A 25,526-nucleotide genomic window follows, 5' to 3' on the forward strand; every position below is an offset into this window, starting at 1 on the left:
TATCGATGAAATATATTATTAGTTTCTTAATATTCTGTTTGTCCGGTTGTGGTTTACAAACAGAGACCTCTCTCTCTGAAGGGAACTCTTCCGGGCGATGGGTAGCCTGGTCAGGGAAACCGTCAGCGATATGGGAAGATGCTTTTGTGACGGGAAATGGCAGTCATGGAACAATGGTTTTAGGACAACCTGGCGATGAACGGATCATTTGTGTACATGAAGAACTGTTTATCCGTGGATGGGATCATAATAAAGAGACGGTACCTGTCACTGCTGATCTGTTGCCGGAAGTACGCCGTCTGATCGATGAAGGTAAAAATAATCAAGCATCGAGCCTGATTGCTGATGAGGCTGATCGTCAGCTGGTCGGGATGGGAGCTAAACAACGATGGCCTTTGATCCCTCATCCGGCTTTCGATTTGCGGATACAATATCCGGATCGGCTCGCTTCTGTTAATGGAAAATATCGCCGCCAGCTGGATCTGGAAACAGGGGTTGCTTCTGTTTTTTATGATGAAGAGAACGGGATGACGGAATCGATCTTCTCTTCCAGGAAACATAATGTCAATGTCATTCGGCTGAAGGCTGGTAAACATGGAAAAATCAATACAATCCTGAGTCTTGAAGAAACTCCCGGACGACAGGGTATGCACTTTGAACATAATCTGGATAGTGCTTTTCTTTCGGTTGAGTCAGGGGCTATCCCTGGTTGGCTTACTTATCATGCTGCCTATATGAACGATCCCGGGGGATACCATGGCTTGGCGCGGGTTACCCAGAAAGGCGGAAATATGCAACAGGAAGGTTCATGTCTGAAAATTGAAGATGCAGACGAAATACTTGTTTTGGTACGTATTACTCCGTTGGCGGATGGCAAAACATCGGAAGAAATGAATGTACGACAGGAGTTGTCCGGCTTATCGGACAGTTACGAAGAGTTACTGTCTTTGCACAGCAAGGAACATAAAGAGATGTTCTGCCGGATGCAGTTGGATCTGGGATGTGCTTCAGAGTGGAAAGAAATCCCTACGGAACAAATGTTAGAAACAGTAAACAAGCAGGGAGCGACTCCTTTGTTTATGGAACAAATGCATGCAATGGGTCGTTATTTGCTGATCTCTTCGTGTGGTAAATATCCTCCTCCTTTGCAAGGTATTTGGGGAGGAGGATGGAAACCGAACTGGATCGGCGGGTTTGTCTGGGACTCCAACATCAATCTGGCAATCTCGGCTGCTTCGATGAGTAACCTTCAGGAATGTGCGGAATCTTATTGCAGCTATGTTGAACGACTGTTACCCGGCTGGCGTTTGAACGCTAGCAACTATCTCGGATGCCGGGGCTTCATCGTAGCTCATTATAATGATCCGGAGAATGGCTACTTGACTCATTTCGGGCCCTCTTTCCCCTGGATGTGCTGGCCGGGAGGAGCGGGCTGGAATCTACGTCCGTTTTATGAATATGCCATGCTGACAGGGAATAATGAAGCATTGGAAAAAAAAGTGCTGCCTTTGTATCGTGAGATGGCGGATTTCTATGAAGACTTTCTGGTACTGGGTAGTGACAGCCTGTTCCACATTACTCCGAGCGTATCGCCGGAAAATGCTCCGAACGGGAATGATACCTGGTTGAGTAAAGATGCTACGATGGATGTGGCGATAGCTCGTGAAGTTTTTGAAATCTTGTTGGATATGGGAAAGCAGTTCGGTTTGCCGCAGGAAGAGATGGATAAATGGAATTTCTATTTGGAAAGACTACCCGAATATCGGATCAATGAAGACGGTGCTTTGGCCGAATGGATAGATCCCGGCTATCCTGATGTATACAACCATCGGCATTTATCTCATTTATACCCTGTATTCCCAGGATCTCAGCTTAGTGAAAATAAAGGGGACAAGCAATTGAGACAAGCAGCTAAAGTAGCTTTGGATAAACGTTTTGAGTTCGATACCAGTTCGGCACACGGTTTGCTTCATCTGGCCCTTCAGGCTGTACGTATCGGAGATATGGACAAAGTCGTGAAGAATCTGGATCGTTTCAGCCGTCGTTATTATGTATACGACGGGCTGGTAACTTCTCACGACCCTGATCATCAGATCTATAACCTGGATGCTATATTAAGCTTGCCTCGTTTGTTTATGGAAATGCTGGTATACACCGAACCGGGGAAAATGGAATTGTTACCGGCCTGGCCGAAAGAGTATGCCAACGGACAATTGAAAGGTGTCCGGGTCTTTGGCGGGCATACGCTCGACATATCCTGGAAAGAGGGGGAACTGGTCGATGCTGTTTTGTATGCGGCACAAGACGGACCGTATGAGGTCCTTTACCGGGATAAAACAAAACAGCTGGAACTTCATAAAGGAGAAACATATCAAATAACTATACCATGAAAAAAGTATTATATATCATTTATATATTTAGTTTGTGTATTAGTTGGTCTTCTTTGCCAGCCAGGGAATATCATGTATCCGTACAGGGAAATGACAATAATAGCGGAACTCTGAAAGCTCCCTTTAAAACGATTGATAAAGCAGCTCGGGTTGCTTATCCTGGTGACGTAATTACTGTGCACGAAGGAACGTACCGGGAAAGAATTGATCCGCTACGTGGCGGAGAGAAAAATAAGCCGATTATTTATCAGGCAGCTAAAGGAGAGAAGGTTGAAATAAAAGGATCGGAAGTAATCAAAGGTTGGGAAAAACAAGACGACCGAACCTGGTTTGTCAGCTTACCCAATACATATTGGGGTGATTTTAATCCTTATGCCGATACGATATATGGAGACTGGCTGGAAAAAGGCAAATGGTGCCATACCGGTGAAGTTTACCTGAATAATGAAGCATTGTCGGAAACACCGGAACTGGATCGGTTACTTGCCGGGAAAAGCGATACGGCTTTTTGGTATTGCCGGGTAAACGAGGATACAACGACTATTTGGGCAAACTTTGATTGTGACCCTAACAAAGAGACTGTCGAGATTAATGTCCGACAATCCGTATTTTACCCCAGTAAGCCGTATGTGAATTATATTCATGTTCGCGGTTTTGTTATGAGCCATGCCGCAACCCCGTGGGCACCGCCAACAGCAGAACAGATAGGTTTGATCGGTACCCATTGGAGTAAAGGATGGGTTATTGAAGATAATAAGGTCAGTCATTCGAAATGTGTAGGAATTACCTTGGGTAAATATGGTGACGAATGGGATAATAAATCCGAATCGGCGGAAGCTTTTGTGAGGACGACGGAGCGTGCTTTGGAAAACAATTGGGATAGGGATCATATAGGAAGTCATATCATTCGAAATAATCAGATATCCTATTGCGGACAGGCCGGTATTGCCGGAAGCCTGGGAGCGATATTCAGCCTGGTCGAAGGGAACAGTATCTTTGAGATCGGGATGCACCAGTCGTTTTGGGGATATGAACTGGCTGGTATAAAATTCCATGCCGCTGTCGATGCTGTTATTAGTAACAACCATATTTACAGGACCGAAGGTGGTATCTGGCTCGACTGGATGACACAAGGAACCCGTATTACCCGGAATTTTCTGCACGATAATAAAGTTCAGGATTTTTCTCTGGAAGTCAATCACGGACCTGTACTGGTCGATAATAACTTCTTTCTGTCGAGAGAATTATCACAGGTGAAACTATCGCAGGGCATTGCTTTTGTCAATAATCTGATCGCATGGAAGATTTGGGAGACTCCTTTGGTCGATGAAAGGGAAACTCCTTATCTGGCTCCGCATGGAACTTCGATTGAAGGACTCCATAATTGCCCTTGTGGTGATGTGACATATTATAACAACATTTTTACTCGTATAGATATGACACCTTATGATGCTTGTTCGCTTCCTGTTCGGATGGGAGGTAATATTTTCCTGTCGGAGGCAATTCCGTCTGAAAAAGAAGAGTTCCCCCATATGAATTCCGGTTTTGATCCCGATATCCGTGTCATTGAAAAAACGGATGGCTGGTACTTACAGATGAAAGTTCTGGAGGAATGGAGAAAAGAATCAAAAAAGTCTGTGCTCAGTACTAAAGACTTACCGGCTGCAGTTATACCGCATCAATCATTTAACAGAGAAGATGGTACTCCTATTGTTTTTGATCTGGATTATCTGGAAAATAAGAGACAGGAAGAGGCTTATCCCGGTCCGGTCAACTTTACGGCAGATGGCGTATGTATAATAAAAATATTCCCTAAGAAATAGAATGAATACAATTTTGATGAGAACAGCCTGTCTGGCTTTTATTTTTTGTGTGAGTAATCCATTTGTACAGGCAAGAGAAAATGACTCTGTTAAGCAGGAAATAACCGGTAAACAATTTACCTATCCCGCCCGGATTCGTTATGACGGTTCCTGTATGACTATAGACGGGAAAGATATCTTTGTTTATAGTGCTGCTTTTCATTATTTCCGTTGTCCGGAAGAATTATGGCGTGACCGGTTCCGGCAAATCAAGGAGGCAGGATTTAATGTGGTGGAGACTTATGTTCCCTGGAACTGGCATGAAAGAAGTATGCCGAAGAGTCTGAACGATACGACAAATTTTGACTTTTCTGACCTGAAACGCTGGTTGAAGATTGCACAGGAAGAGTTTGGGCTTTACACTATTGTCCGCCCGGGTCCGTTTATCTGTGCCGAATATTCTGGTGGAGGTTACCCCCGCTGGCTGACTAGATTCCGTCCGGAAGGAGTGGAAGGTTTTTGGTTACGCAGTGCCGATCCGGAGCATATCCGCTGGTCGGTGCATTGGTTCGATGCTGTATGCAAGGCGTTGGCAGATGAGCAGGTCACCCGTAAACCGAAAGGGGAAAAAGGGATTATCATGATCCAGATAGAAAATGAATACGATGCCCATGATTGTGACGGAAAAGATAAATTCCTGAAAGAGTTGTATCGTTCCGTACGCAGGAACGGTTTCGATGTTCCGGTGTTTACCTGTCTGACCCGTGAATGCCGTGAAAGTGAAGATACCGAACTGTCACAGGTATTTGACTGCGATAATTATTATGTCGGTCTGTCTGCTGCTCCCAGTTGTGCACACCGGATGGTTGCCTTGCGCAGAGGACAGCCGGATGCTCCCGGGTTTGTTACTGAGTTACAGGGTGGCTGGTTTTCACTGGTTACCGGAAAGTTGAGCGAAGATCACTATTCCGATAACCGTCATTTCAAAGCTATCGGTTTGATGTCCATATTGGGTGGAGCTACCGGCATCAATTATTATATGTTTTTTGGCGGAACCCATTTTGCAGGGTGGGGAGCCAGGGGGATGACTACCACCTACGATTATAATGCTGCCATACATGAAAACGGGATGTTAGGTCCTAAATATTATGAAGCTAAAGGAATTGGTAGTTTTATAAAAGCTTTCGAACCGCAGCTAGTCCGCTCGGAAGGTGGTCCCTGTGAGTTGGAAGGTGGACCGAAGGAATTGTTCGGCGGTGTACGTATCGCTGTAGACGGAACTCGCTTCATCTTCCTCCATAATACCGATCCGGATCATCCGGTGAAAGGAAAGGTGACACTGATTCCCGGTAAATTGAGCAAACCGGCAGAACCAATGTATAATATCAATCAGAACGGTGAGAAAGTTCTGATCTCTTCGGAGGATATAAAAGATACCGATTCGCTGACGGTTGAGCCGATAGAGGTTCGTTATGATTTACCTGCACTAGGTTGTAAGGTATTGGTTGTTCCGGCAGGAAAGAAACCTTCACAGGGAGAGTGGTGGCCTAAAGAACAAATGCGTCCGCTACGTCCTTCCCGTTTGCCTGACCCTGTCCGTATCACTTCCGTATTGAAGAAAGAGGACGATTTCTCACAGGCGAAATGGCAGCTGTTACCGCAGCTGGTATCGCTTTCCGATCTGGATGTGAATGATTTCCGTTATAGCCTGTATCGCACGCATGTAAATCTGACATCTCAGCAGGCGGCGGATGAGCGTTTCTTGTTGTTCAATATGTTTACCCGTGATATTGTTTCCGTACAGGTCAACGGCAAGCAGGCAAAACGGTTGTTCCCCGACAAGGCGGATGCTCAGACCTGGACTACCCGCAACTGTTTCGATCGTATTCGACCGGATGAATACGACAACCGTTTTGACGTATCGGGTTTGTTGAAAGAAGGCAAAAATGAAATCATTGCCGTATATGAGAATCTCGGACATGCTCACGGGTATGTACCGATGGAAGAGTTGGCTGGTATCCGTCAGGGTGGTTTGTCCGTCACGGAAACGGCCATGACACATCCGCTTGAATGGGAATGTGCAAAAGATGCAGCCGGAATAACTGCCGGTTGGAATCTGCCGCAATTCACTCCGCAAGGTTGGCAATCAGTCGCATTGGATACGACCTGCGATATCCCCTGTAAAGGAAACGATATACAGCCTGAAAGTGATCCCGACGGTCTTTTCACTTGGTATCGAATTGAGTTTGAACTGCCATCGGTTGATCCCTCCGTTTGGATTCCCTGGTTGCTGCGTATCAATGCTTCCGGCAACGGTTATATGTGGCTGAACGGACATAATATCGGTCGTCATTGGGAGGCTGGTCCGCAACGTGAGTTTTACTTGCCGGAATGTTGGTTGAATTTCGGGAAAAAGAAAAATGTTCTTGTTCTGGGATTACGTCAGACAGTTAATGGTGCGATCATAAAGGCGATGCAGGTGGCTCCTTATCCTTCCATATGAGTGGGATATGCTGTTGTTTCTTTGCAAAAAGTCACCTGATTGACTGTTTTACTAACAGCTGTTTGGAGCTATATTACTCTGATAAGTTGTTTTGTGGAGTAAATCAGCCTGATAACACAGATAAAGTCCCAGCTGATTGAAATTATCCTTGGGATAATTGCGACGAAGTCCGAGGTAATCGGTGCTGAAGTCCGAGATAATTGGAATTAGCTCCCAGGTAATCGGAAACAACTTCGGGGAAAATTCATTTTTCGGAGGAAAAAGACTAAAAAGGGCATCCGTAAGAGGAAAAATCATCTTTTTCTCTTATAGATGCCTTTTCCTGATGATACTTTTAAAACTGGCATTTTGTTAATAAAATAGTTGTAACCTGATTGTTTTTCTTAATTGACTGCTGGAACTTTCTGTTTCAGATGTCGAAAAGGCTATTAGTAACTTTAAAAACAATCGGAATGATAATCCTTAACTTCGTAACAGTGGTTTGTTTTACCTCTCGTTCGATGATAGATGCGTAGAGAGAAAAGAAACAGGAGGAAGAATGACAAAAAGATATTTTGATAAAACCAGGAAGGCGGTGCGAACATCTGTTTGTTATCGAGGTAGATTTACTGGATGAAATGATCAATCATGAACAGTGAGCATTCAGCGTAGTATACTACGCTGAATGCTCACAATTATTGGCAAATTTGTTTATAATTGTCGACAAGCAATTACTACGACGGGATCTTATCTTTTCTTTGGGATGAAATTCAGGTTATATCGGGTTGTTACCTGAATATTACCCTTTCTCCTTCAATAATTGTTCCAGCAAAGCAGACTTCTCTTTTTCAATCGCCAGCATGCGTTCAAAAAGGTCGGTGGCTTGTTTGTTCAATTCCATTATCTTCTCTAAAGGATGAATGGTATTTTGATTGTATTGATCATTTGAAATTATTCCTGTATTATAGCTTCCACTTTCAAAATTATTATTTTCAATAATCACTGACAGGGGATTTTCATCCAGTTCTTCAATGATCTTGGGAGAAACGTTAAGGATATTTGCAATTTGGATCAACGTATCTTTTTCGATCACCCGTTGGCTTTCGATACGTGAAACCGCTTGCTGAGTAGTGCCGAGATCTTTTGCTAATGAGCTCTGTTTGATACCCATTATATTACGTAATTTGCGGACGTTCGAACCTTGGTGAACGTTCTTTTGGATTTTCTCTTCTGTTTCTTTTTCCATATCGAACTTATTTTATTTGAGACAAATATAAGGACAAAACGATAAAGTCTTTGCTTGTCATATGGGAAATAACAATCTACCTTGCTTTTTTCTTTTCCTGCATGCGATGTAAAAAACCTAGCCGTTTTGTGTATTTTACCTAAGCATGAATATTGGGGCATGAAGATATACTGCTTTTCTTTGTAAAGGTATCGTGAAAGAGAATTGATAAAAAAGGAATAATGGATATTGACGGGCATTGCGAACTTTTACGATTTGTGGCAGCTTCCGGTAAGAGGTGATTGGCCGATCAGAGGATAGTCCATCAAATAAGTAGTTTTATACTATTTTTTATAACAAAAATAAGTTTACATTTGCATTGGATTATAGCGTGCAATTATATAGAAAAAGATTTTAATTAGCTCATACAGCCATATCATTAAGAAATAGTCGCGATAATTACAGAATAATACTTGTTGAATATTTAACTTAATATATATTGAATGTTTCTATTACAGATGATAAACTAATTGCTGCAATCGCAAATGATGATTACACCAGTTACAATAAGCTGTTTGTCCGTTACTACAGCCGTCTGTGTTGTTATGCCTATCGTCTGTTAGGAGAGAAAGAGGATGCTGAGGATGTTGTGCAGGAACTATTCCTTACCCTTTGGAATAACCGGAAGAGGATAGCGATTGGAGAGAATGTTTCCGGTTACCTGTATAAGATGGCGAGAAATCTGGCATTGAATCATATCCGTACACAAACGAATTACAAAACAGTTTTAGAGAACCGGGAAGAACAACTTCCTTATTACGAAGAAAATCCGCTTGAGACTGAAGAATTTCGCATGGCCCTTTACGATTGTATCAACCTGCTGCCTGGCAGGTGTAAAGAGGTGTTACTCCTTCACCGCGTAAAAGGGCTGAAGCAAAAAGAGATTGCAGACCAGTTATCCATTTCAGTCAAAACAATTAAAAATCAGATATGGGCATCTCTCCAGAGATTGAAAAAGTGCCTTGAAGTAAAAGGTATATAAAATTTTTTAGGTCTGTATAGGACCTTTTTTGTTTTGCTGTGTCTTAATTATAAAAGGAAGATTCATGGAAGAAAAAGAACATATAAGTGATCATATAATAGATTACCTGCTCAGTGGTGAAAAAGAGGTCACCGACCCGGTCCTACAGGAATGGTTGGATCGAAATGGGGAGAACCGGCAGGAACTGGAGCGGTATCGCAGGATCTGGGAGGAATCCGGACATTATATGGATCCCGGTGTTTTCAATGTGGATCGTGCCTGGGAGAAAGTAGATACGTCTAACAGACAGAAGGCTCTTCTCCGGAAACGTATGAATAATATTTATTATACATTGTCGGGTATCGCAGCCTCTGTCTTATTGATGGTTGTTCTTTCTGTTACCGGAGTATTTGATAGGGAGCAGGATATCTCTGTCAGCTTGACCGCCGATTATGGGAACCGTTCGGAAATAGCGTTGCCTGACGGGTCGGTCGTAAAGTTGAATTCAGGGTCGGATATTACCTATGTGTATAACTCGAAGAAGAAAATTCGGGAAGTTCGTTTTCAGGGGGAAGGATATTTTGATGTATCGAAAAGTAAAACCCCTTTTATTGTGAAAATGACTGATGGAGTAGAGGTGAAAGTATTAGGTACATCTTTTAACCTGAAAGCTTATGCAGACGACCCGACTGTACAAGCTTCGTTGGTGGAGGGATATATTGAACTGGGACATAATAATGACAAACTGAAGATGAAAGCAGGTGATATGGCAGAGTTCGATAAGCGGACTAGTACATTGAAACAGCTTAGTGGTGATTTGTCCCATTCTTATGGATGGCTGAATAATAAGCTTTACATGGATGATATGTCATTGGGGGATGTCTGTAAATATTTGGAAAGATGGTATAATGTCGATATTTATATTCAGGGAGATTTAGGTAAAAACATACATTACAATGGTGTATTACAGGAAGAGACAATTGCAGATGTATTGGAGGCCTTATCCCATTTAAGTAATATAGCCTATCACGTGAAAGGAAAAAATATAAGTATAACCTCTAAATAAGTTTGCCTATGAAATAACAACCATGAAGCACGAAAAACGGGAAATGCAGCAACACTTCCCGTCCTATTTTTTGATCATTAATACACAGTGTGTCCAGCACTATTGTTAACTAACAATCAAATTACAAATATATGAAATTTTTTAATTTGTCAAGACCGGAATCGTATCCGGCCCTTAAAAAGGTATACGCTATTATGAGATTGACAACATTAGCTTTAATTGCTTTCTCGCTCAATATTTCCGCTACCGTTTATTCCCAAAAGACGAAATTGTCGTTGGACGTAAACAATCAATCCATTAAGGAAATCCTTTTCCTGATAGAAAATCAGTCTGAGTTCCGGTTTATTTATGAGAGTGGAAAAATCAACCTGGATAAGAAAGTCTCTGTCCGCGAGAAAGACCAGAGTGTCGAAACGATCCTGAACCGTCTGTTTGCAAAGGAAGGGATCAAGTATGAGATCACAGAGAATAATCTTATTCTGATCAATCCGGCGGAAAAGAGTGGCGGTCCGGGAATGCCGGTTGTGGCACAGGGGAAAAAAGGAAATATTAGAGGTGTGGTTACAGATACCAACGGTGAGCCGATTATCGGGGCCAATGTGGTGGAAAAAGGAACGACAAACGGAACGATAACAGATATCGATGGTAAATATACCCTGAATAATGTTTCCGGAAAAACTCTTCTGATTTCCTACATCGGCTATATCAGTCAGGAAGTGTCTATACGGGAGGGAGCTCCCGTTGATGTGAAGCTATTGGAAGATACCCAAAAATTGGAAGAAGTGGTTGTAGTAGGGTATGGTATCCAGAAAAAAGTAAACCTGACAGGATCGGTTTCATCTGTCAGTGCCGAAGATATTCAAGATTCTCCCGCAGGTAGTTTATCAAGTGCACTTGTCGGTAAGATGGCAGGGGTATTGTTGACGCAGTCCGGAGGTAAACCCGGTGCCGGTGCTGATATGACGGTTCGCTCTAAAGGAACATGGAACGATTCAGCTCCTTTGTATGTGATTGATGGGATTGTCAGAGATAAATTTGCGTTTGACGGTTTGGATGCAAGTGAAGTGGAAAACCTATCTGTACTGAAAGACGGGGCCTCTGCTGCTATCTATGGAGCACGTGCAGCCAACGGTGTTGTGTTGGTTACTACCAAGAAAGGAAAAGTAGGAAAACCGACTATCGCTTATACCGGTTCTATCGGTTTATCGGATGCAACTATGATCCCTGAGACACAGAATGCTTACAACCAGGCAGTCTTTATCAATGACAATAGAATTGTGGAAAATGTCGATCCGACAGATTTGAGTTATTATACGGACGATGAGTTGGAATACTTCAAAAAGAACAATTATAACTGGCTGGATGAGGCATGGAAACAACCGCTGCTTACAAGACACTCTTTGAATGTCAGCGGAGGTAACGAACGTGTCCGCTATTTTATTGGAGGTAACTACTATTATGAAACAGGTTCTTTCGATAATCTGAGCTTCAAAAAATATAATCTGAGAAGCAACCTGGAGGCAAACATCACGAAAGACTTGATCGTCTCCCTGAATCTGAATATGGATACGAGAAACGACGATAAACCGTATTGGAGATATGACAATGATTCCGATAAGATGGATAACCTGTACAGAGGGTTGCTTTTCCGGACAGGGCAGGTACCTCCGTATATTAACGGGAAGCCGACCGGAAGTTTTGTAGAATGGCACCCGATAGAATTGCTGGGAGGGAATACCGGTTATAACAGAAAGAAATATTCCAATTATGAAGCAAATATTTCATTGCAATATAATGTCCCGTTTGTCAAAGGGTTGAGTCTTAAATTATTATTTAATAAATACGACAGACACACATTTATCAAACAGTTCAACCGTCCTTATTCATTGTATGAATATAAAATGACAGGCGGCCACAATCATATTATAACAGATGTGGTAGATCGTGTCAAAGTGAGATCTGACGGTGATTTTCTGGAGGAAAAATATGATACCCGTGACAGTTACCAATTAAATGGATATATTACGTATGCTAATAAATTCGGTAAACATGATGTTGGTGCTTTATTTGTATATGAACAGTCGGAAGGTACTGTGGATTGGTTTAATGGCGTAAGAAATTATTTTATCTCATCTGCGGTGGATCAGTTGTTTGCTGGTAGTTCTGATTCAAAGAATTCAACAGTGGATGGAAAAGGTGAAGAAACTGGACGTATTTCGTATATCGGTCGTTTGAATTATGGTTACGATGATAGGTACCTGATAGAAGCCTCTTTCCGTTATGATGGTTCTGTCAATTTTGCACCCAAGAACCGTTGGGGATTCTTCCCGTCTGCTTCATTGGCATGGAGAGTATCGGAAGAGAAATTCTTCAAAGAGAATGTTAAGTTTATCAACTATCTGAAATTAAGAACTTCTATCGGATTGCTGGGTAATGACGGCATTGTCTTGAAAGATAAAAATGCGATTAGCGGATGGCAGTGGATGCAGCGTTATAATCTGGTGAACGGAGCATACTTCGGTTCGTTGAGCAGTGGTGTTGCAGCGGATGTAATTCCTAATGTGGATATAACTTGGGAAAAGTCGTTGACATACAATTTCGGTCTTGATGCTACTTTCCTGAACAACAAGCTTTCAATGACGGTAGATGCATTCTACAGACATACGTATGATATTTTGGGAGATCGGGCAGCCAGTATTCCTGCCACTTTTGGAGCGAAGATGCCTTCTGAAAACTACGGAGTGATCGATGCCAAAGGTTTTGAAGTGGAATTGGGTTACAATGATAAGATCGGTGATGATTTTAAATATTATGTAAAGGGAAATCTGGGATATGCAGTGAATAAGGTGATCACAAAAGATGAAGCCGAAAATCTTCGTTCCTATAAGTCTGAGATCGGTTACAGTACGGATCGTAAAATGGGATATATCGCAACAGATATTATCCGTACACAGGCCGATTTGGATGCACTGCCGGAAGGTTATACTATTTTTGGTCAGAAGCCTGAACTGGGAATGTTGAACTATAAAGACTTGCGTGGAGCGAATAGCGACGAACCGGATGGTGTGATCGATGATAATGACAAGGACTGGATTATGAATCATACGACACCTCCTTTGAACTACGGTATTTCTTTAGGTGGTTCATGGAAAGGCATTTCTTTGGATATTTTCTTACAGGGGGTAGCCGGACATGATGTGATGATTGCTATGAGGGGGGCTCAGGCACGTCCGCAGGAAACGAACTTTGACTTCTGGACCGACCATTGGACTCCGGAGAATGTAGATGCCGCTTTTCCGCGTGCATCCCGTAATGCAGCCGGGGAGGAGTCTACATTCTGGATGCGTAACGGTTCTTTCCTGCGTTTGAAAAATGTGAATCTTTCTTATGCGTTGCCTAAATCTGTACTTACTAAGTTGGGGGTTGCCCAGCTGAAGTTTTTCCTGACAGGAAATAACTTGTGTTTGCTTCAGAACAAAGTGAAATATTATGATCCGGAAAGTTCGACGATTTTCGACTATCCTATGATGAAGAGTTATTCTTTTGGTGTGAATCTTAGTTTCTAATATTAAAATTAAAGCTTTATGACTATCAAATATTTATTATACGGCTCATTGTTAGCTATGAGTGTGAGTTGTTCGGATATCCTGAATAAAAAAGACTTATCTGCCGTGACGGACGACCAGGTTTGGGGAGATGCCAAATATGCGACAGCCTACCTGAACAGACTGTATGAAAAGAACTTGCCGAAATGGGAAGGAGAACAAGACAGGGATGGAGATGGTGCGAATTCTATTTTTTATTCCTCCTACTCGGATGAAGCCGATGGCGGCGGCAGTGTGATGTATGGTCAGTTGACGACAGCTTCCTGCGATTATTGGTATTATGAAGATATTCGTAATATAAACATGTTATTTGAGAAGCTGGAGAATAATGAAGCGATAGATACGGAGACTTGTACAAGCTTAAAGGCTCAGGCTTCTATCCTTCGTGCCTGGAGATATTTTTGCATGGTACGCGTCTATGGCGGTGTTCCGATGATATTATTGCCTCAGAAACTTACGGATGATTTACTGGTGTCGCGTAATAAAACGTCCGAGTGTATTGATATCATTATCAAAGATCTTGATTACGCTTATGAAAATCTTCCCTGGAGCTGGACCGGTGATGACCTGGGACGGGCAACCAAAGCTGCTGCATTGGCTTTGAAAGGGCGTGTTCTACTGTATTATGCCAGTCCTCAGTTTAATCCGGATAATCGGATGGACCGTTGGGAAGCTGCATATAAAGTGAATAAACAAGCGAAAGAAGAGTTAGAAGCAAATGGCTATGGATTGTATGCCAGTTATGAAAAGATATGGTATGATGAGATGAACCGGGAAGTTATCTGGGGCCGCAGATATCAGGAACCGGGAGCTACAAACAAATGGAATGCGGCGACTCGTCCTTTGTCCGAGGCACAGAACTATACAGGCGCTAATCATCCGACCTTGGAAATGGTCGAGTCATATCCGATGGTAACGGGTATTCCTATTACTGAATCTAAGGAGTATGATCCTGTTCTGTATTGGAAGAATAGAGATCCCCGTTTCAATGTGACTATCGCTTATAATAGTTGTATATGGGAGTTGAGTGGCAAATCCGGCAGGAAACAGTGGACGTATGTCGGCGCTGAATTGAATAATCCTACGGCAACAGGTTTTTATTGCAGAAAGGCTGTCGAGCCGAGTTATACTTCTTATTATACGGAAAGAAGCAGCACGGACTGGATTGAGATCCGTCATGCTGAGGTGTTGCTGAACTATGCGGAATGTGCGGCTATGTCGGGTAAAACAGAAGAAGCTTATGACGTATTGAAAACGATCAGGGCGAGAGCCGGTATATTAGCTGGTAATAATGGCATGTACGGATTAAAAGAAGGACTGTCCTCTGAACAAATGGTCGATGCTATTATGCTGGAGAGAAAGCTGGAATTATCATTCGAAGGTAAACGTTATTGGGATTTGCGGCGCAGACGTTTGTTTGAAGCAGAATTGAATGGTAAGGTTCGTCATGGAGTTCTGCCTAAACTGAATATCCCGGAAGAAGAATTCAATAAGATAAAGGATACGGTTGATTTTGAGAATAATTATGCTACTTATTTCAGAGATTCGCTGGTTATTCTGGATAAGAACTTTGCGATTGATTTTAAGGACAACTACTATTTCTATGCGATACCTAACAAGTATCTGGAAACGAACTCTAAGATGGAGCAGACACAAGGCTGGAGCGGTGGTACCTTCAATCCACTGGATTGATTTTTAATAACTACAGAAGGCAGAGACTTGTGTTTCTGCTTTCTTTTAAATAGGATATATGAGAAGATATTTTGTGGCAATCTGTACTCTTTGTATTTTGAGTGCATGTAATCATTCTCCTCAACGTAAAGGGGGAGTCGAATGGAAAGAGGAGGTAGCAGGCGTATGGAACGTTTCTGTAGGTACTCCCGAGAAGGTGAATCTGTTGAGTGAATTGAATATTACTCCCAAATTAGATGCTATCGGAAAGATGGGAGAAGCTTCCCTACCTGTATCCCGGGAGGATATCAGTTTTGAGGTGGTCGATGGAAAGACCTATATTCGTTTCCCGCTTGACAAGGATGAAAAGATATTCGGTTTGGGGCTCAACTTTAAGACGGTAGAACAGAGAGGCCGGATCATGCGGCTGCATGTGGATCATTATACCGGAAAAGATGACGGTCGAACACATACACCGGTACCTTTCTTCGTATCTTCGAAAGGGTATGGGGCATTTATAAATTCAGCCCGCTATATCGATACATGGGTTGGAACGAGTGTGCGGAAAGACAGCAAGAACCCACCCGTTGTCAGAGACAGGAATACGGATAAGCAGTGGGAAGCTCAACCTTATTCGGATAATCTGGAGTTTTTGATCCCGGCAGAAGGAGTGGAAGTTGTCCTGTTTGCCGGACCCACAATGTTGGATGTCGTTCGCCGTTTTAATTTGTATAATGGTGGTGGTGCATTACCACCGAGATGGGGGCTGGGGTTCTGGCATCGTGTACCTTCTCTGTTCTCTGATAAGGAAGTCAATGAAGAAGTTGCTCAGTTTGAAAAAAGAGGTTTTCCACTGAGCGTAGTTGGACTTGAACCTGGCTGGATGAGCCGCTCTTATCCGTGTACCTACGAATGGGATAAAACCCGTTTCCCGGATCCGGATAACTTTGTGAAAAGCCTGGATGACCAGTATATAAAAACAAACGTATGGATTAATCCTTATGTATCACCGGATGGAGAGTTGTACAATAAAATAGAACCTTATACCGGTTCGCATACCGTATGGTGTGGGATCGTTCCCGATTATTCGATGCCTGCAGCGCAGAAGATTATGGTAGAGCATTTTGAAAAACATCAGTTGGACAAAGGTGTCAGTGGATATAAGATGGATGAGAATGATGGTTATGATTCCTGGCTTTGGCCGGATGTGGCTTCTTTCCCCTCCGGAATCCCTGCGGAACAGATGCGCCAGATATACGGCTCAATGATGCAGAGTGTTACGATGGATATGTTTCGCAAACATAATACACGAACGTATGGGTTGGTTCGCGCCGGGAATGCAGGAACAAGCTCGTACCCTTATGTTATTTATAATGACTATTATGCTCATCGCGATTTTATAACGGCACTGATAAACAGCTCCTTCATCGGTGTTCTCTGGACGCCGGAGGTAAGATCTTCCGGGACAGGGGAAGAGTGGTTAAGACGGATGCAGACAGTTTGTTTTTCTCCTGTGGCTCAATTGGATGCTTGGGCAGACGGTACGAAACCCTGGAGTTTTCCGGAAGTGGAAAAAGAGGTGCGTGCGATCGCCCAATTACGTATGCAGCTGATCCCTTATCTCTATACGGCTTTTGCCGATTATGCATTTGAAGGAACTCCTCCTGTTCGTGCCATGAATCTGGAAGAAGGGTATCAGGTGGATGCTCAAACAGAAAAAGGGGTGTTGGATGCGACAATTAATCCGTATGCGATGGCTGTAAAAAAAGAGGTGAAAGACCAGTTTATGGTAGGTCCGAGCCTGCTTGTCGCTCCTTTGTTTACAGGTGAGAAAGAACGTCAGGTGATCCTGCCACAAGGTAAATGGTATGATTTCTATACAGGAGAATTTGCAGGAGAAGGCGAGGTGATAACAGTTTCTCCCGGCCTGTCAAAAATTCCCGTATATGTGAAAGAAGGAGGGATTATTCCTCTATGGCCTGCCGTGACAAAGGTGAAGGACGAGAAACTGCCGCTGGAAGTACGTCATTATGGTAAAGCCTCTTCTTCTTACAATTTGTATGACGACGACGGGAAGAGTTTTGATTATGAGAAAGGAGACTTCTCCCGCATTGTACTGAAAGTGGATGTAGACGGGAATGGAAATAAGACGGGAAAAGTCGTCATTTCTGAAGGGGCTAAAGTCTGGTCGTTCAGTGATTATAATTTCCGTTTTATGACTGCTCGGTAAATATCGACAGGAATAAATTCATCGCTAGTTGGAGATGTAAATCTGAAATGTCATATATCCGGGATTGGAGAGAAAGTGTAACTAGCCTCTCTAATCTCGGATTCTGCAAAATAAAGCTCGTATTTTATAAAAGTCTCAACCGGATTTGTTTCTTAATTTTACCATTTCAAAGTTTGGAACCCTAATATAACTGAAGATGAATAATCATGTATCGAAGATTTTAGTGATAGCATTGCTTTTACTGAGTGCTAATCAGCTCGTAAAAGGGAAGAATGCAGAGGGAGTTGATGCCATGTCTGGTGCTACCCCGGTAAAGTTGAAAGTAGAGGCGAATGCCGATAAACAATTGGTGCTGGATGTCTCTTATGAGGAAAACTCAGTTATCAGGGAAGCTCCTTTAGGTTTGAATGTCGACAATCGTCAGCTGGGGAAAGACGTTCAATTGCTTAACAAGGAAAAAAAGGAAAATAATACGCTTGTCTATGAGTTACAGCAAGCCGACGGAAGTCGTTTTTATATGGATATCCGAATATTTCCGGATGGGATTGCCTTACGGTATCGTATCCCGGCAGAGGGACCAGTCTGTATTTACGGAGAGGAAACATCATTTATCTTTCCGTCACAGACGAAAGTTTGGTATGCCAGCGGTCCTTTCCAATATGGCTGGTTGCAACAGTATCAGGAACGGGAGACCGATCGTATAGAAGGTGAGTTACTGGCTCCGCCTGCCACTTTCCATCTGCCGAATGGGATTTATGCAGCAATCACGGAAGCCAATCTGTTCAATTATCATGGAGCAGTACTGTTTGGAACAGCTCCAAACAGGGTACAATTCGGTTATGTGGAAAATAAAGGACATATGGAAACGGGGATAATAACCGGTCTTCCACCTACAAAATACTGGCATGAAGCTGTACGTAATGTCCCGTGGACTGTTTCGCCAAAAGAGCAGAGTCAGGAAATCGTAACTCCCTGGCGTGTTCTTATGCTGGCTAAAGATCTGAATGGCCTGGTGAATAACCGGATTGTCGCTCAGGTATCCGACCAACCGGATAAAACGCTTTTCCCTGACGGGGCGAAGACCGACTGGATCAAACCCGGCAGAGCGACGTTCACCTGGTTGGTGGAAGGTAATGACCGGCTGAGTGTAGCCAATCATAAAAAATATGTGGACGGATGTGCCGAACTGGGTATTGAGTCTGTTGTGGTGGATGACGGCTGGGAGTTGTGGCAGCAAACGGAAAAAGAGGCAAACGGACGGACCAAGTGGGAGATGTTGAAAGATCTGGTCGATTATGCTAAAGCAAAGAATGTGGATATCTGGGTATGGCGTTCTTCGTCTCCCCGGTTTGGAAATAAATCAGATGTGGGTCTGGTAGATGCGGAAGAGCGTGCCGATTTTATGAAGAAGTGTGCGGAAGTTGGAGTGAAAGGTTTGAAAATTGATTTTTTCCATACGGAGAATGCTTTTACAGTCAATCTGATGGAAAATATTCTGAAAGCTGCTGCCAAAGAGAAGCTCATGGTTATCTTTCATGGCGTGAATAAGCCGACAGGCGATTCATATACCTATCCGAACCTGCTGGCGAAAGAGGCTGTAAGAGGACTGGAATGTGTAGGCGGAGAGAATAGCTGGGCTCCGGGTCCGCCCTGGCCTTATCATAATACGGTATTGCCGTTTACCCGCTGGCTGGTGGGAGCTGCCGATTATACACCGTTGAACTTCCGTGGTTTTTGTCATCCGTCTGTGACTTTTGGACATCAGCTGTCATCGATCTATATGTTCACTTCCCCGATGTTGATCTTTGCGGCAGACATGGAAGATATGCTGTCGTGCCCGGGGCGGTCGTTTATAGAAAGTGTACCGGTAACCTGGGATGAAACGATCGTTTTACCGGAAAGCGAGATCGGTCGGTTGGCCGCTTTGGCGCGGAGAAAGGGAGATGTCTGGTATCTGACCGTTCTTAACGGAGAGACAGCCCACACGTTTGATGCGAAACTGGATTTCCTGCCTAAAGGAAAATATCAGATAGAGATAGCTTCGGATGCCTCGGGTAACCGGAAACAGATCGAAGTAAAAAAGAGCAAGATACGTTCCGGACAACGAATAAAGGAAGAGTTAATGTCAGGAGGAGGTTTTGTGGCACGCATATCCATAAGCGGTAAACAATAATAATGCACAGAATAGGCAGTTTTTTGCTATTTCCGAAAGGAATGTGAAAGTCTATTTTTGCATTAAATATCATGTACAACTATATGGAAAAAAAGATAAGCTTATTTGCACTATTTATCATGTTTTTAAGTTGTTGTCCGGTTATTTGCCGGGCAACCCCTTATAATATAGCCCTGCAGGCCCGTGCATCGGCTTCTTCCTCGATCGATGCTGATCGTGATGCGAACAAGGCAATCGACGGTGTAATACGAGTTTTGGATAAAGGCGAATGGGTATCCAATAGTACCGAAACTTTCTGGGGACAGATCGATTATCCCTGGATACAACTGGATTGGGAGCGTCCCGTAAATATCAATAAGATCATTTTGTATGATCGGCCGGCTATGGAATCTCATATAGCCGGAGGCGTATTGCATTTCAGTGATGGAAGTAAGATTAATGTATGGGGAATGGCCAACGATGGGACTCCCAAAGAAGTTGAGTTTGAATCACGGAAGGTCGAATGGGTACGGTTTGAGGTGACCGATGCAGCTGGTACACAGGTAGGTCTTTCGGAGATAGAGGTTTTTCCTTCTCCCGACGATTATACCGATTATGTCTCCTGGGTCAATCCTTATATCGAGACTGCCCGGGGACGATACTTTTTCTTTATCACAGGAAATCAACCCTATGGAATGATAGGGGCAGCACCGCTGACAAGAAATAAAAATCAGTATGGCGGCGGGTATAATTATAATTCGACGGAAGTGCTGGGTTTTCCACAAATCCATTGCTGGATGCTGTCGGGATTGACGGTGATGCCGGTGGCGGGAGAGGTAGACCCGACAGGAGGAGAACAGTCCTGGAAATCTTCTTTCCTGCATCAGGGAGAGATTGTGCAACCAGGTTATCACAGGCTGTTTCTGGATAATTATAAAATATGGGTGGAACAAACGGCTACCGACCGGGTTAGCTTCTACCGGTTTACATATACGGAAGAGAATGCGGCTGATATCCTGCTGAACCTGGGCGGTTATGTCGGGACTTCAACCATGGTGAATGCGCATGTGCATAAGAAAGGAGATAACAGTGTAGAAGGTTATTTTGATACTACCGGGCGGTTATGGGGAGGACCAGATGTGGTCCGGATCTATTTTGCCGTAACGTTCGATACTCCTTTCAAGGCTTTGGACGGTTGGGTAGACCAACAGCAGTTCAAGGACATAAATGAGTTGCAGGGAACGAAAGAGAGTACTCCTAGAAACCAGGGAATGAGTTATCATGACGCCCCTACTTCCGGGGTGAAGGCAAATTATCAGGTACAGCCGGGAGAGCAATTACAGATGAAAGTGGCTATCTCTTACGTAAGTACGGATAATGCCTGGGAGAACCTGAAACAGGACTGCGACCACTGGGATTTTGACCGGGTACGGCACGATTCACAGCAAGAATGGAATGAATGGCTGGGACGGATCGATGTAAAAGGAGGAAGCCACAACCAACAGATGAAGTTTTATACCGATTTATGGCACTCTTTACTGGGAAGACATAAACTGGATGATTTTAATGGCGAATATCCGGATTATACAGACGGAACCCGGGAAGGATCGCAGACGAAAAATATCCGTTTCCATGTGCGGCAACTGGCTAAAGACGGACAGGGAAAAGTGAAACATCATATGTATAACTCGGATGCATTCTGGTTGACTCAATGGAACCTGAATACGCTTTGGGGATTGGCTTACCCTTCCGTGCTGGATGACTTTGCCGCCTCTTTGCTGGAATACGATACCAATGGGAACCTGCTTCCCCGTGGTCCTTGTGCCGGCGGATATTCTTATATCATGACAGGCTGTCCGGCCACTTCCCTTATCACGAGTGCCTTCCAGAAAGGGCTTGTCCGGAAGTGGGACCCGCAAAAGGCTTTCAAAGCGATGAAACGGAATCATTCCAAAGGAGGAATGCTGGCGTTGGACTTGGATAAGGAACTGGACTTCTATGTCAGCAACGGATATTGCCCCGGTAATGCCGGCCTGACCATTCAATGGGCTTTCGAGGACTGGGCTTTGTCTGAAATGGCTGCTAAAATGGGAAAGAAAAGCGATTATAATTATTACAATAAGCGGGCAACAGGTTGGCCGGCTTCCTTCAACAAGGAACTGGGTCTGATTTTACCGAAGAAGGCTAATGGGGAATGGAGCCATACCGACCCGTTGAGCGGTAGCGGATATGTAGAGGCGAATGCCTGGCAGGCTACGTTCGGACTTTCGCACGATATCCCCGGGCTGGCAAAGATGATGGGAGGAAACGACAGTCTTTGCAGTAAGCTGGACTTTGCTTTCAGGGAGTCGGAAGCCACGGATTTCGTCTATGGATATGGCAGTGGTTATGTCAGCTATGCCAACCAGCCGGGATGCTCGAATGCACATGTCTTTTCGCATGCTGGAAAACCCTGGTTGACCCAATACTGGGTGCGTCGTGTAAAGGAACAGGCCTATGGCGCGGTTACTCCCGACAGAGGATATGGCGGACATGATGAAGACCAGGGACAGATGGGTGGTGTAAGCGCTCTGATGGCGATCGGATTGTTTGGGTTGGATGGTGGCTCTTCCCGTGATCCGTACTATGACATAACGAGTCCGGTGTTTGATGAGGTGACCATTTCGCTGGATACTGATTATTATAAGGGAAAGTCGTTCAAGATAAAGACATATAATAATTCGGCAACCAATTGTTATATCCAGCGTGCACGTCTTAACGGAAAAGAGCATAACTCTTTCCAAATCCCTCATACCGTCTTTGCAGACGGAGGTGTACTGGAGTTATGGCTGGGCGATACTCCCAATGAAGCTTGGGGCAAATAAAATGTTCTATGTAACCTATATAGTCCCCGGAGATATTTTGAGTATCTTTGGGTACTTATTATATTCTAACTTTTAACTACCATGAAGAAGACTCTTTCTTTATTTCTCCTTATGGGAGGATTTTTCTTTTCAGGTTGGGACGCTGGTGCCCAAAATACAATTTCTTTACCTGAGATGGATCTGTCTCTGGCTTATCAGCAGTATGGATCACCTATGAAGAATGCGGCCGTTACCGGTGAAAAGCTGGTGGTAACCGGCGAACAGTTTAAACAAGGTGTCGGTGTGCAGTCAAACAGTAAGATAAAACTGAGCTTGCGAAAGAACACCGGGCAATTCACTTGCAAAATTGGTATAAACGACCATTCGCTGGATTATAAAAAAGAAGATTTCAGCAAGATACCGATGACGGACGGGACGATGTTGTTTTACCGGACGGACGGTACCGGAGGAAAGAAGCAGTTTGTCGGAGTCGGTTCCGGGGACGGCTCTTTTGATAAAGGAAGTGTTGTCTTCCGCCTGGTAGGCGACGGAAAGGAAATGTATAACTGCGGAATGGTTCGCGGAGGAGAGAAAGCCCGTGATATCTCACTCGATGTATCCGGAATAGACGTACTGGAGTTGATCGTGGATGATGGTGGCGATGGCGTAAGTGGCGACCATGCCGACTGGATCGATCCTGTTTTCTCTTATAACGAGATCAAACCTTCGCTGGTAAATGCAGATTATAAAGGAGCCGTTGAGACAATGCCTGCTGAAATAGAAAGAACGTTGCGAAGTAAGATTGCCACTTTACCGGCGATCGATCTGCCGGTGGCACGCCCCCAAACAGACTGGCTGCTCAATACCAAAGGTATAAAAGCCGGCGTGTATCAAACACATAACGGAAAAGATATCGTTCTTTCTAACGGGTTGGTAAGCCGTATATTCCGCATCTATCCGAATCTTGCTACCGTCGACCTGATCAATCAGATGACCGGTGAAAGCATGCTCCGTGCTGTCAGTAACGAAGGCATCCTGAAGATCGATGATAAGATTTATACGCTTGGCGGCCTCGACGGACAATTCGAGTATGGTTATACACAATATAAATGGATTGACAGTTTAACTATTCTGCCTAACTCTTTTCGTGTGACCGGATTTGATATTAGGGAGTTGGCGCCTCGCATCCAATGGGCGAACAAACGTTGGTCGCTTGTAAAGCCGGGAGAAACATCCGGCAAAGTGCTTTCTTTCTATCTGGAAGGGCCTGATTATCTGAAAGGTGTCAAAGTCAAACTGAATTATGCCTTGTATGACGGCATCCCTTGTATCAGCAAATGGTTTGAGATCGAGAATAAAACCGGAATGCAGATAACGCTGGATGAGTTTACCCTTGAACAGCTGGCTATGGCAGAACCCGAATCTCCGGTAGAAGCCAAAAGGCCGGAACAGTTCCTTAAACCGAATATCCATGTGGAAAGTGATTGGGCTTTTCTCGGTTTTACCGAACGGGAAGCGGAACGGACGGAAAACTGGAGTGTGGATCCTCGTTATACTTCTCAATGTAATTATCCCTTGTTGACGCCGTGCCTGTTGGAAGTAAAACTACCGATGGGGCCTGATGAAGATATTCCTGACGGAGGTAAGTTCCAGAGTTTCCGTACCTGGCTGATGCCTTTCGATAGCGACGACCGTGAGCGGAAAGGTCTTTTCCAGAAACGGATGTATCGTAAAATCGCTCCCTGGACAACTGAGAATCCGATCTTTCTGCATTGTGTCTCCTCTGACCCGAAGGTAGTGAAAACGGCGATCGACCAATGTGCCGAAACCGGTTACGAAATGGTGATCCTCAGCTTTGGTTCAGGCATGAACATGGAGGATGAAAGTGATGCGAACATTGCCAAATTTAAAGAATTTACCGAATATGCCAATTCCAAAGGAATAGAACTTGGCGGTTATTCCTTGTTATCCAGCCGGTGGATCAGCGATGAAGTCGATGTGATCAATCCGGAGACAGGAAAACGGGGAGGCATGATCTTCGGAAGTTCCCCCTGCCTGTCCAGTGAATGGGGATACGATTATTTCCGCAAGATACGCGGTTTCTTCGAAAAGACCGGAATGACTGTCTTTGAGAACGATGGCTCTTATCCGGGGAATGTTTGCGCCTCTACCACGCATGCACATCACAAGGGATTAAAAGACTCCCAATGGAAACAGCGAAAACAAATAGTCGACCTCTACCAGTGGATGTGTGAAACCGGTATTTATACGAACATCCCCGATTGCGGTTATATGCTGAATGGCGGATCGAAAGTCGGTATCGGTTATCGTGAAGTAAACTGGTCGCTTCCCCGCGAACGTCAGTTGGTGCTGGGACGTCAGGTGATGTACGATGGCTTGTGGGAACGTCTTCCGGGAATGTGTTGGACATTTGTTCCGCTTACCCAATACCACGGAGGCGGATCAGCCGCTACACTGGAACCTTTGAAAGACCATATCCTCGACTATAAAGCCCATATGATCCAGAATTACGGAGCCGGTGTACAGGCTTGCTATCGTGGTCCTCGTCTATATGACACCCCGGAAACAAAGGCGGCCGTAGTCGAGGTGATCGATTGGTATAAGAAATACCGTAATATCCTCAACAGCGAACTGATCCATCTGCGCCGTGCCGATGGACGCGACTGGGACGGCTTTATGCATGTGAATCCGGACGAAAAAGAAAAAGGGTTTGCCTTGTTGTTCAATCCGACCGACCAGCCGATTACCCGGACAGTGCGCCTTCCGCTTTACTATACGGGAATCTCTGATGTTGCCAGGATACGGGAACAGGAGAATGCTCCGCTTTCTTACAAGTTGAATCGCGATTATACGGTAGATATAAAAGTAACAATACCTGCTCGCGGAAATACCTGGTTGGTGATCGAATAATCTACATATTAAAATGGTATTTAAACTATTCACCTGCTATTTGAATAGGTATTGCTTTTTAAATCAGTATTTTATATTGTAGTAGGTGAAAAGTGAAAATTTATTTGC

General features: G+C 44.1%; 12 protein-coding genes. 11 read left to right on the forward strand and 1 reads right to left on the reverse strand.

The annotated features are described in order from the left end of the window. Nucleotides 1–5: 5 nt before the first annotated feature. Genes QZ076_RS02055 through QZ076_RS02065 form a run of 3 tightly spaced genes read left to right on the forward strand, consistent with a single transcriptional unit; the run spans nt 6 to nt 6,695 of the window. Nucleotides 6–2,390: a glycoside hydrolase N-terminal domain-containing protein gene (locus tag QZ076_RS02055; RefSeq protein WP_293709853.1), complete on the forward strand. Its 2,385-nt coding sequence runs from the start codon at nt 6–8 to the stop codon at nt 2,388–2,390. Next, nucleotides 2,387–4,213 carry a right-handed parallel beta-helix repeat-containing protein gene (locus QZ076_RS02060; protein ID WP_293709855.1) on the forward strand — a complete coding sequence of 609 codons (1,827 nt, stop codon included), beginning with the start codon at nt 2,387–2,389 and terminating at the stop codon, nt 4,211–4,213. Before QZ076_RS02055 ends, QZ076_RS02060 begins: the two co-directional genes overlap by 4 nt. A 16-nt stretch (nt 4,214–4,229) precedes the next feature. After that, nucleotides 4,230–6,695 (forward strand): beta-galactosidase, encoded by a 2,466-nt coding sequence (locus QZ076_RS02065; protein ID WP_293709857.1) that lies wholly within the window; start codon nt 4,230–4,232, stop codon nt 6,693–6,695. Between the two features lie 778 nt (nt 6,696–7,473). On the opposite strand, the gene QZ076_RS02070 is transcribed toward QZ076_RS02065, so the two are convergent. Next, nucleotides 7,474–7,920, reverse strand: coding sequence for a helix-turn-helix transcriptional regulator (locus QZ076_RS02070; protein ID WP_293709859.1), 447 nt, complete (start codon nt 7,918–7,920; stop codon nt 7,474–7,476). A gap of 475 nt (nt 7,921–8,395) precedes the next feature. Between QZ076_RS02070 and QZ076_RS02075 the strand changes: the two genes are divergently transcribed. The 8 genes from QZ076_RS02075 to QZ076_RS02110 all read left to right on the forward strand — a co-directional run bounded on the left by QZ076_RS02075 (nt 8,396) and on the right by QZ076_RS02110 (nt 25,418). Further along, nucleotides 8,396–8,941, forward strand: coding sequence for an RNA polymerase sigma-70 factor (locus QZ076_RS02075; RefSeq protein ID WP_365324330.1), 546 nt, complete (start codon nt 8,396–8,398; stop codon nt 8,939–8,941). A gap of 64 nt (nt 8,942–9,005) precedes the next feature. After that, on the forward strand, nt 9,006–9,986 hold the full coding sequence (locus QZ076_RS02080) for a FecR family protein (protein WP_293709863.1): 981 nt from the start codon (nt 9,006–9,008) through the stop codon (nt 9,984–9,986). Nucleotides 9,987–10,180: 194 nt separating this feature from the next. Continuing rightward, a complete protein-coding gene (locus tag QZ076_RS02085) occupies nt 10,181–13,552 on the forward strand; it encodes a TonB-dependent receptor (protein WP_293709864.1) in 3,372 nt (1,123 codons plus the stop codon). Between the two features lie 18 nt (nt 13,553–13,570). Beyond that, nucleotides 13,571–15,283, forward strand: coding sequence for a RagB/SusD family nutrient uptake outer membrane protein (locus QZ076_RS02090; protein ID WP_293709866.1), 1,713 nt, complete (start codon nt 13,571–13,573; stop codon nt 15,281–15,283). 58 nt (nt 15,284–15,341) lie between these two features. Further along, the gene (locus QZ076_RS02095) at nt 15,342–17,492 is read left to right on the forward strand and encodes a TIM-barrel domain-containing protein (RefSeq protein ID WP_293709869.1); all 2,151 of its coding nucleotides are present in this window, start codon (nt 15,342–15,344) and stop codon (nt 17,490–17,492) included. A 196-nt stretch (nt 17,493–17,688) separates the two neighbouring features. Further along, nucleotides 17,689–19,665: a glycoside hydrolase family 97 protein gene (locus QZ076_RS02100; protein ID WP_293709871.1), complete on the forward strand. Its 1,977-nt coding sequence runs from the start codon at nt 17,689–17,691 to the stop codon at nt 19,663–19,665. Nucleotides 19,666–19,748: 83 nt separating this feature from the next. Further along, on the forward strand, nt 19,749–22,508 hold the full coding sequence (locus tag QZ076_RS02105; protein WP_293709873.1) for a GH92 family glycosyl hydrolase: 2,760 nt from the start codon (nt 19,749–19,751) through the stop codon (nt 22,506–22,508). Between the two features lie 81 nt (nt 22,509–22,589). Then, nucleotides 22,590–25,418, forward strand: coding sequence for an NPCBM/NEW2 domain-containing protein (locus QZ076_RS02110; RefSeq protein ID WP_293709875.1), 2,829 nt, complete (start codon nt 22,590–22,592; stop codon nt 25,416–25,418). Nucleotides 25,419–25,526 lie beyond the last annotated feature (108 nt).

Origin of the sequence: uncultured Parabacteroides sp. (genome assembly GCF_905196875.1) — a bacterium.
Taxonomy (GTDB): domain Bacteria; phylum Bacteroidota; class Bacteroidia; order Bacteroidales; family Tannerellaceae; genus Parabacteroides.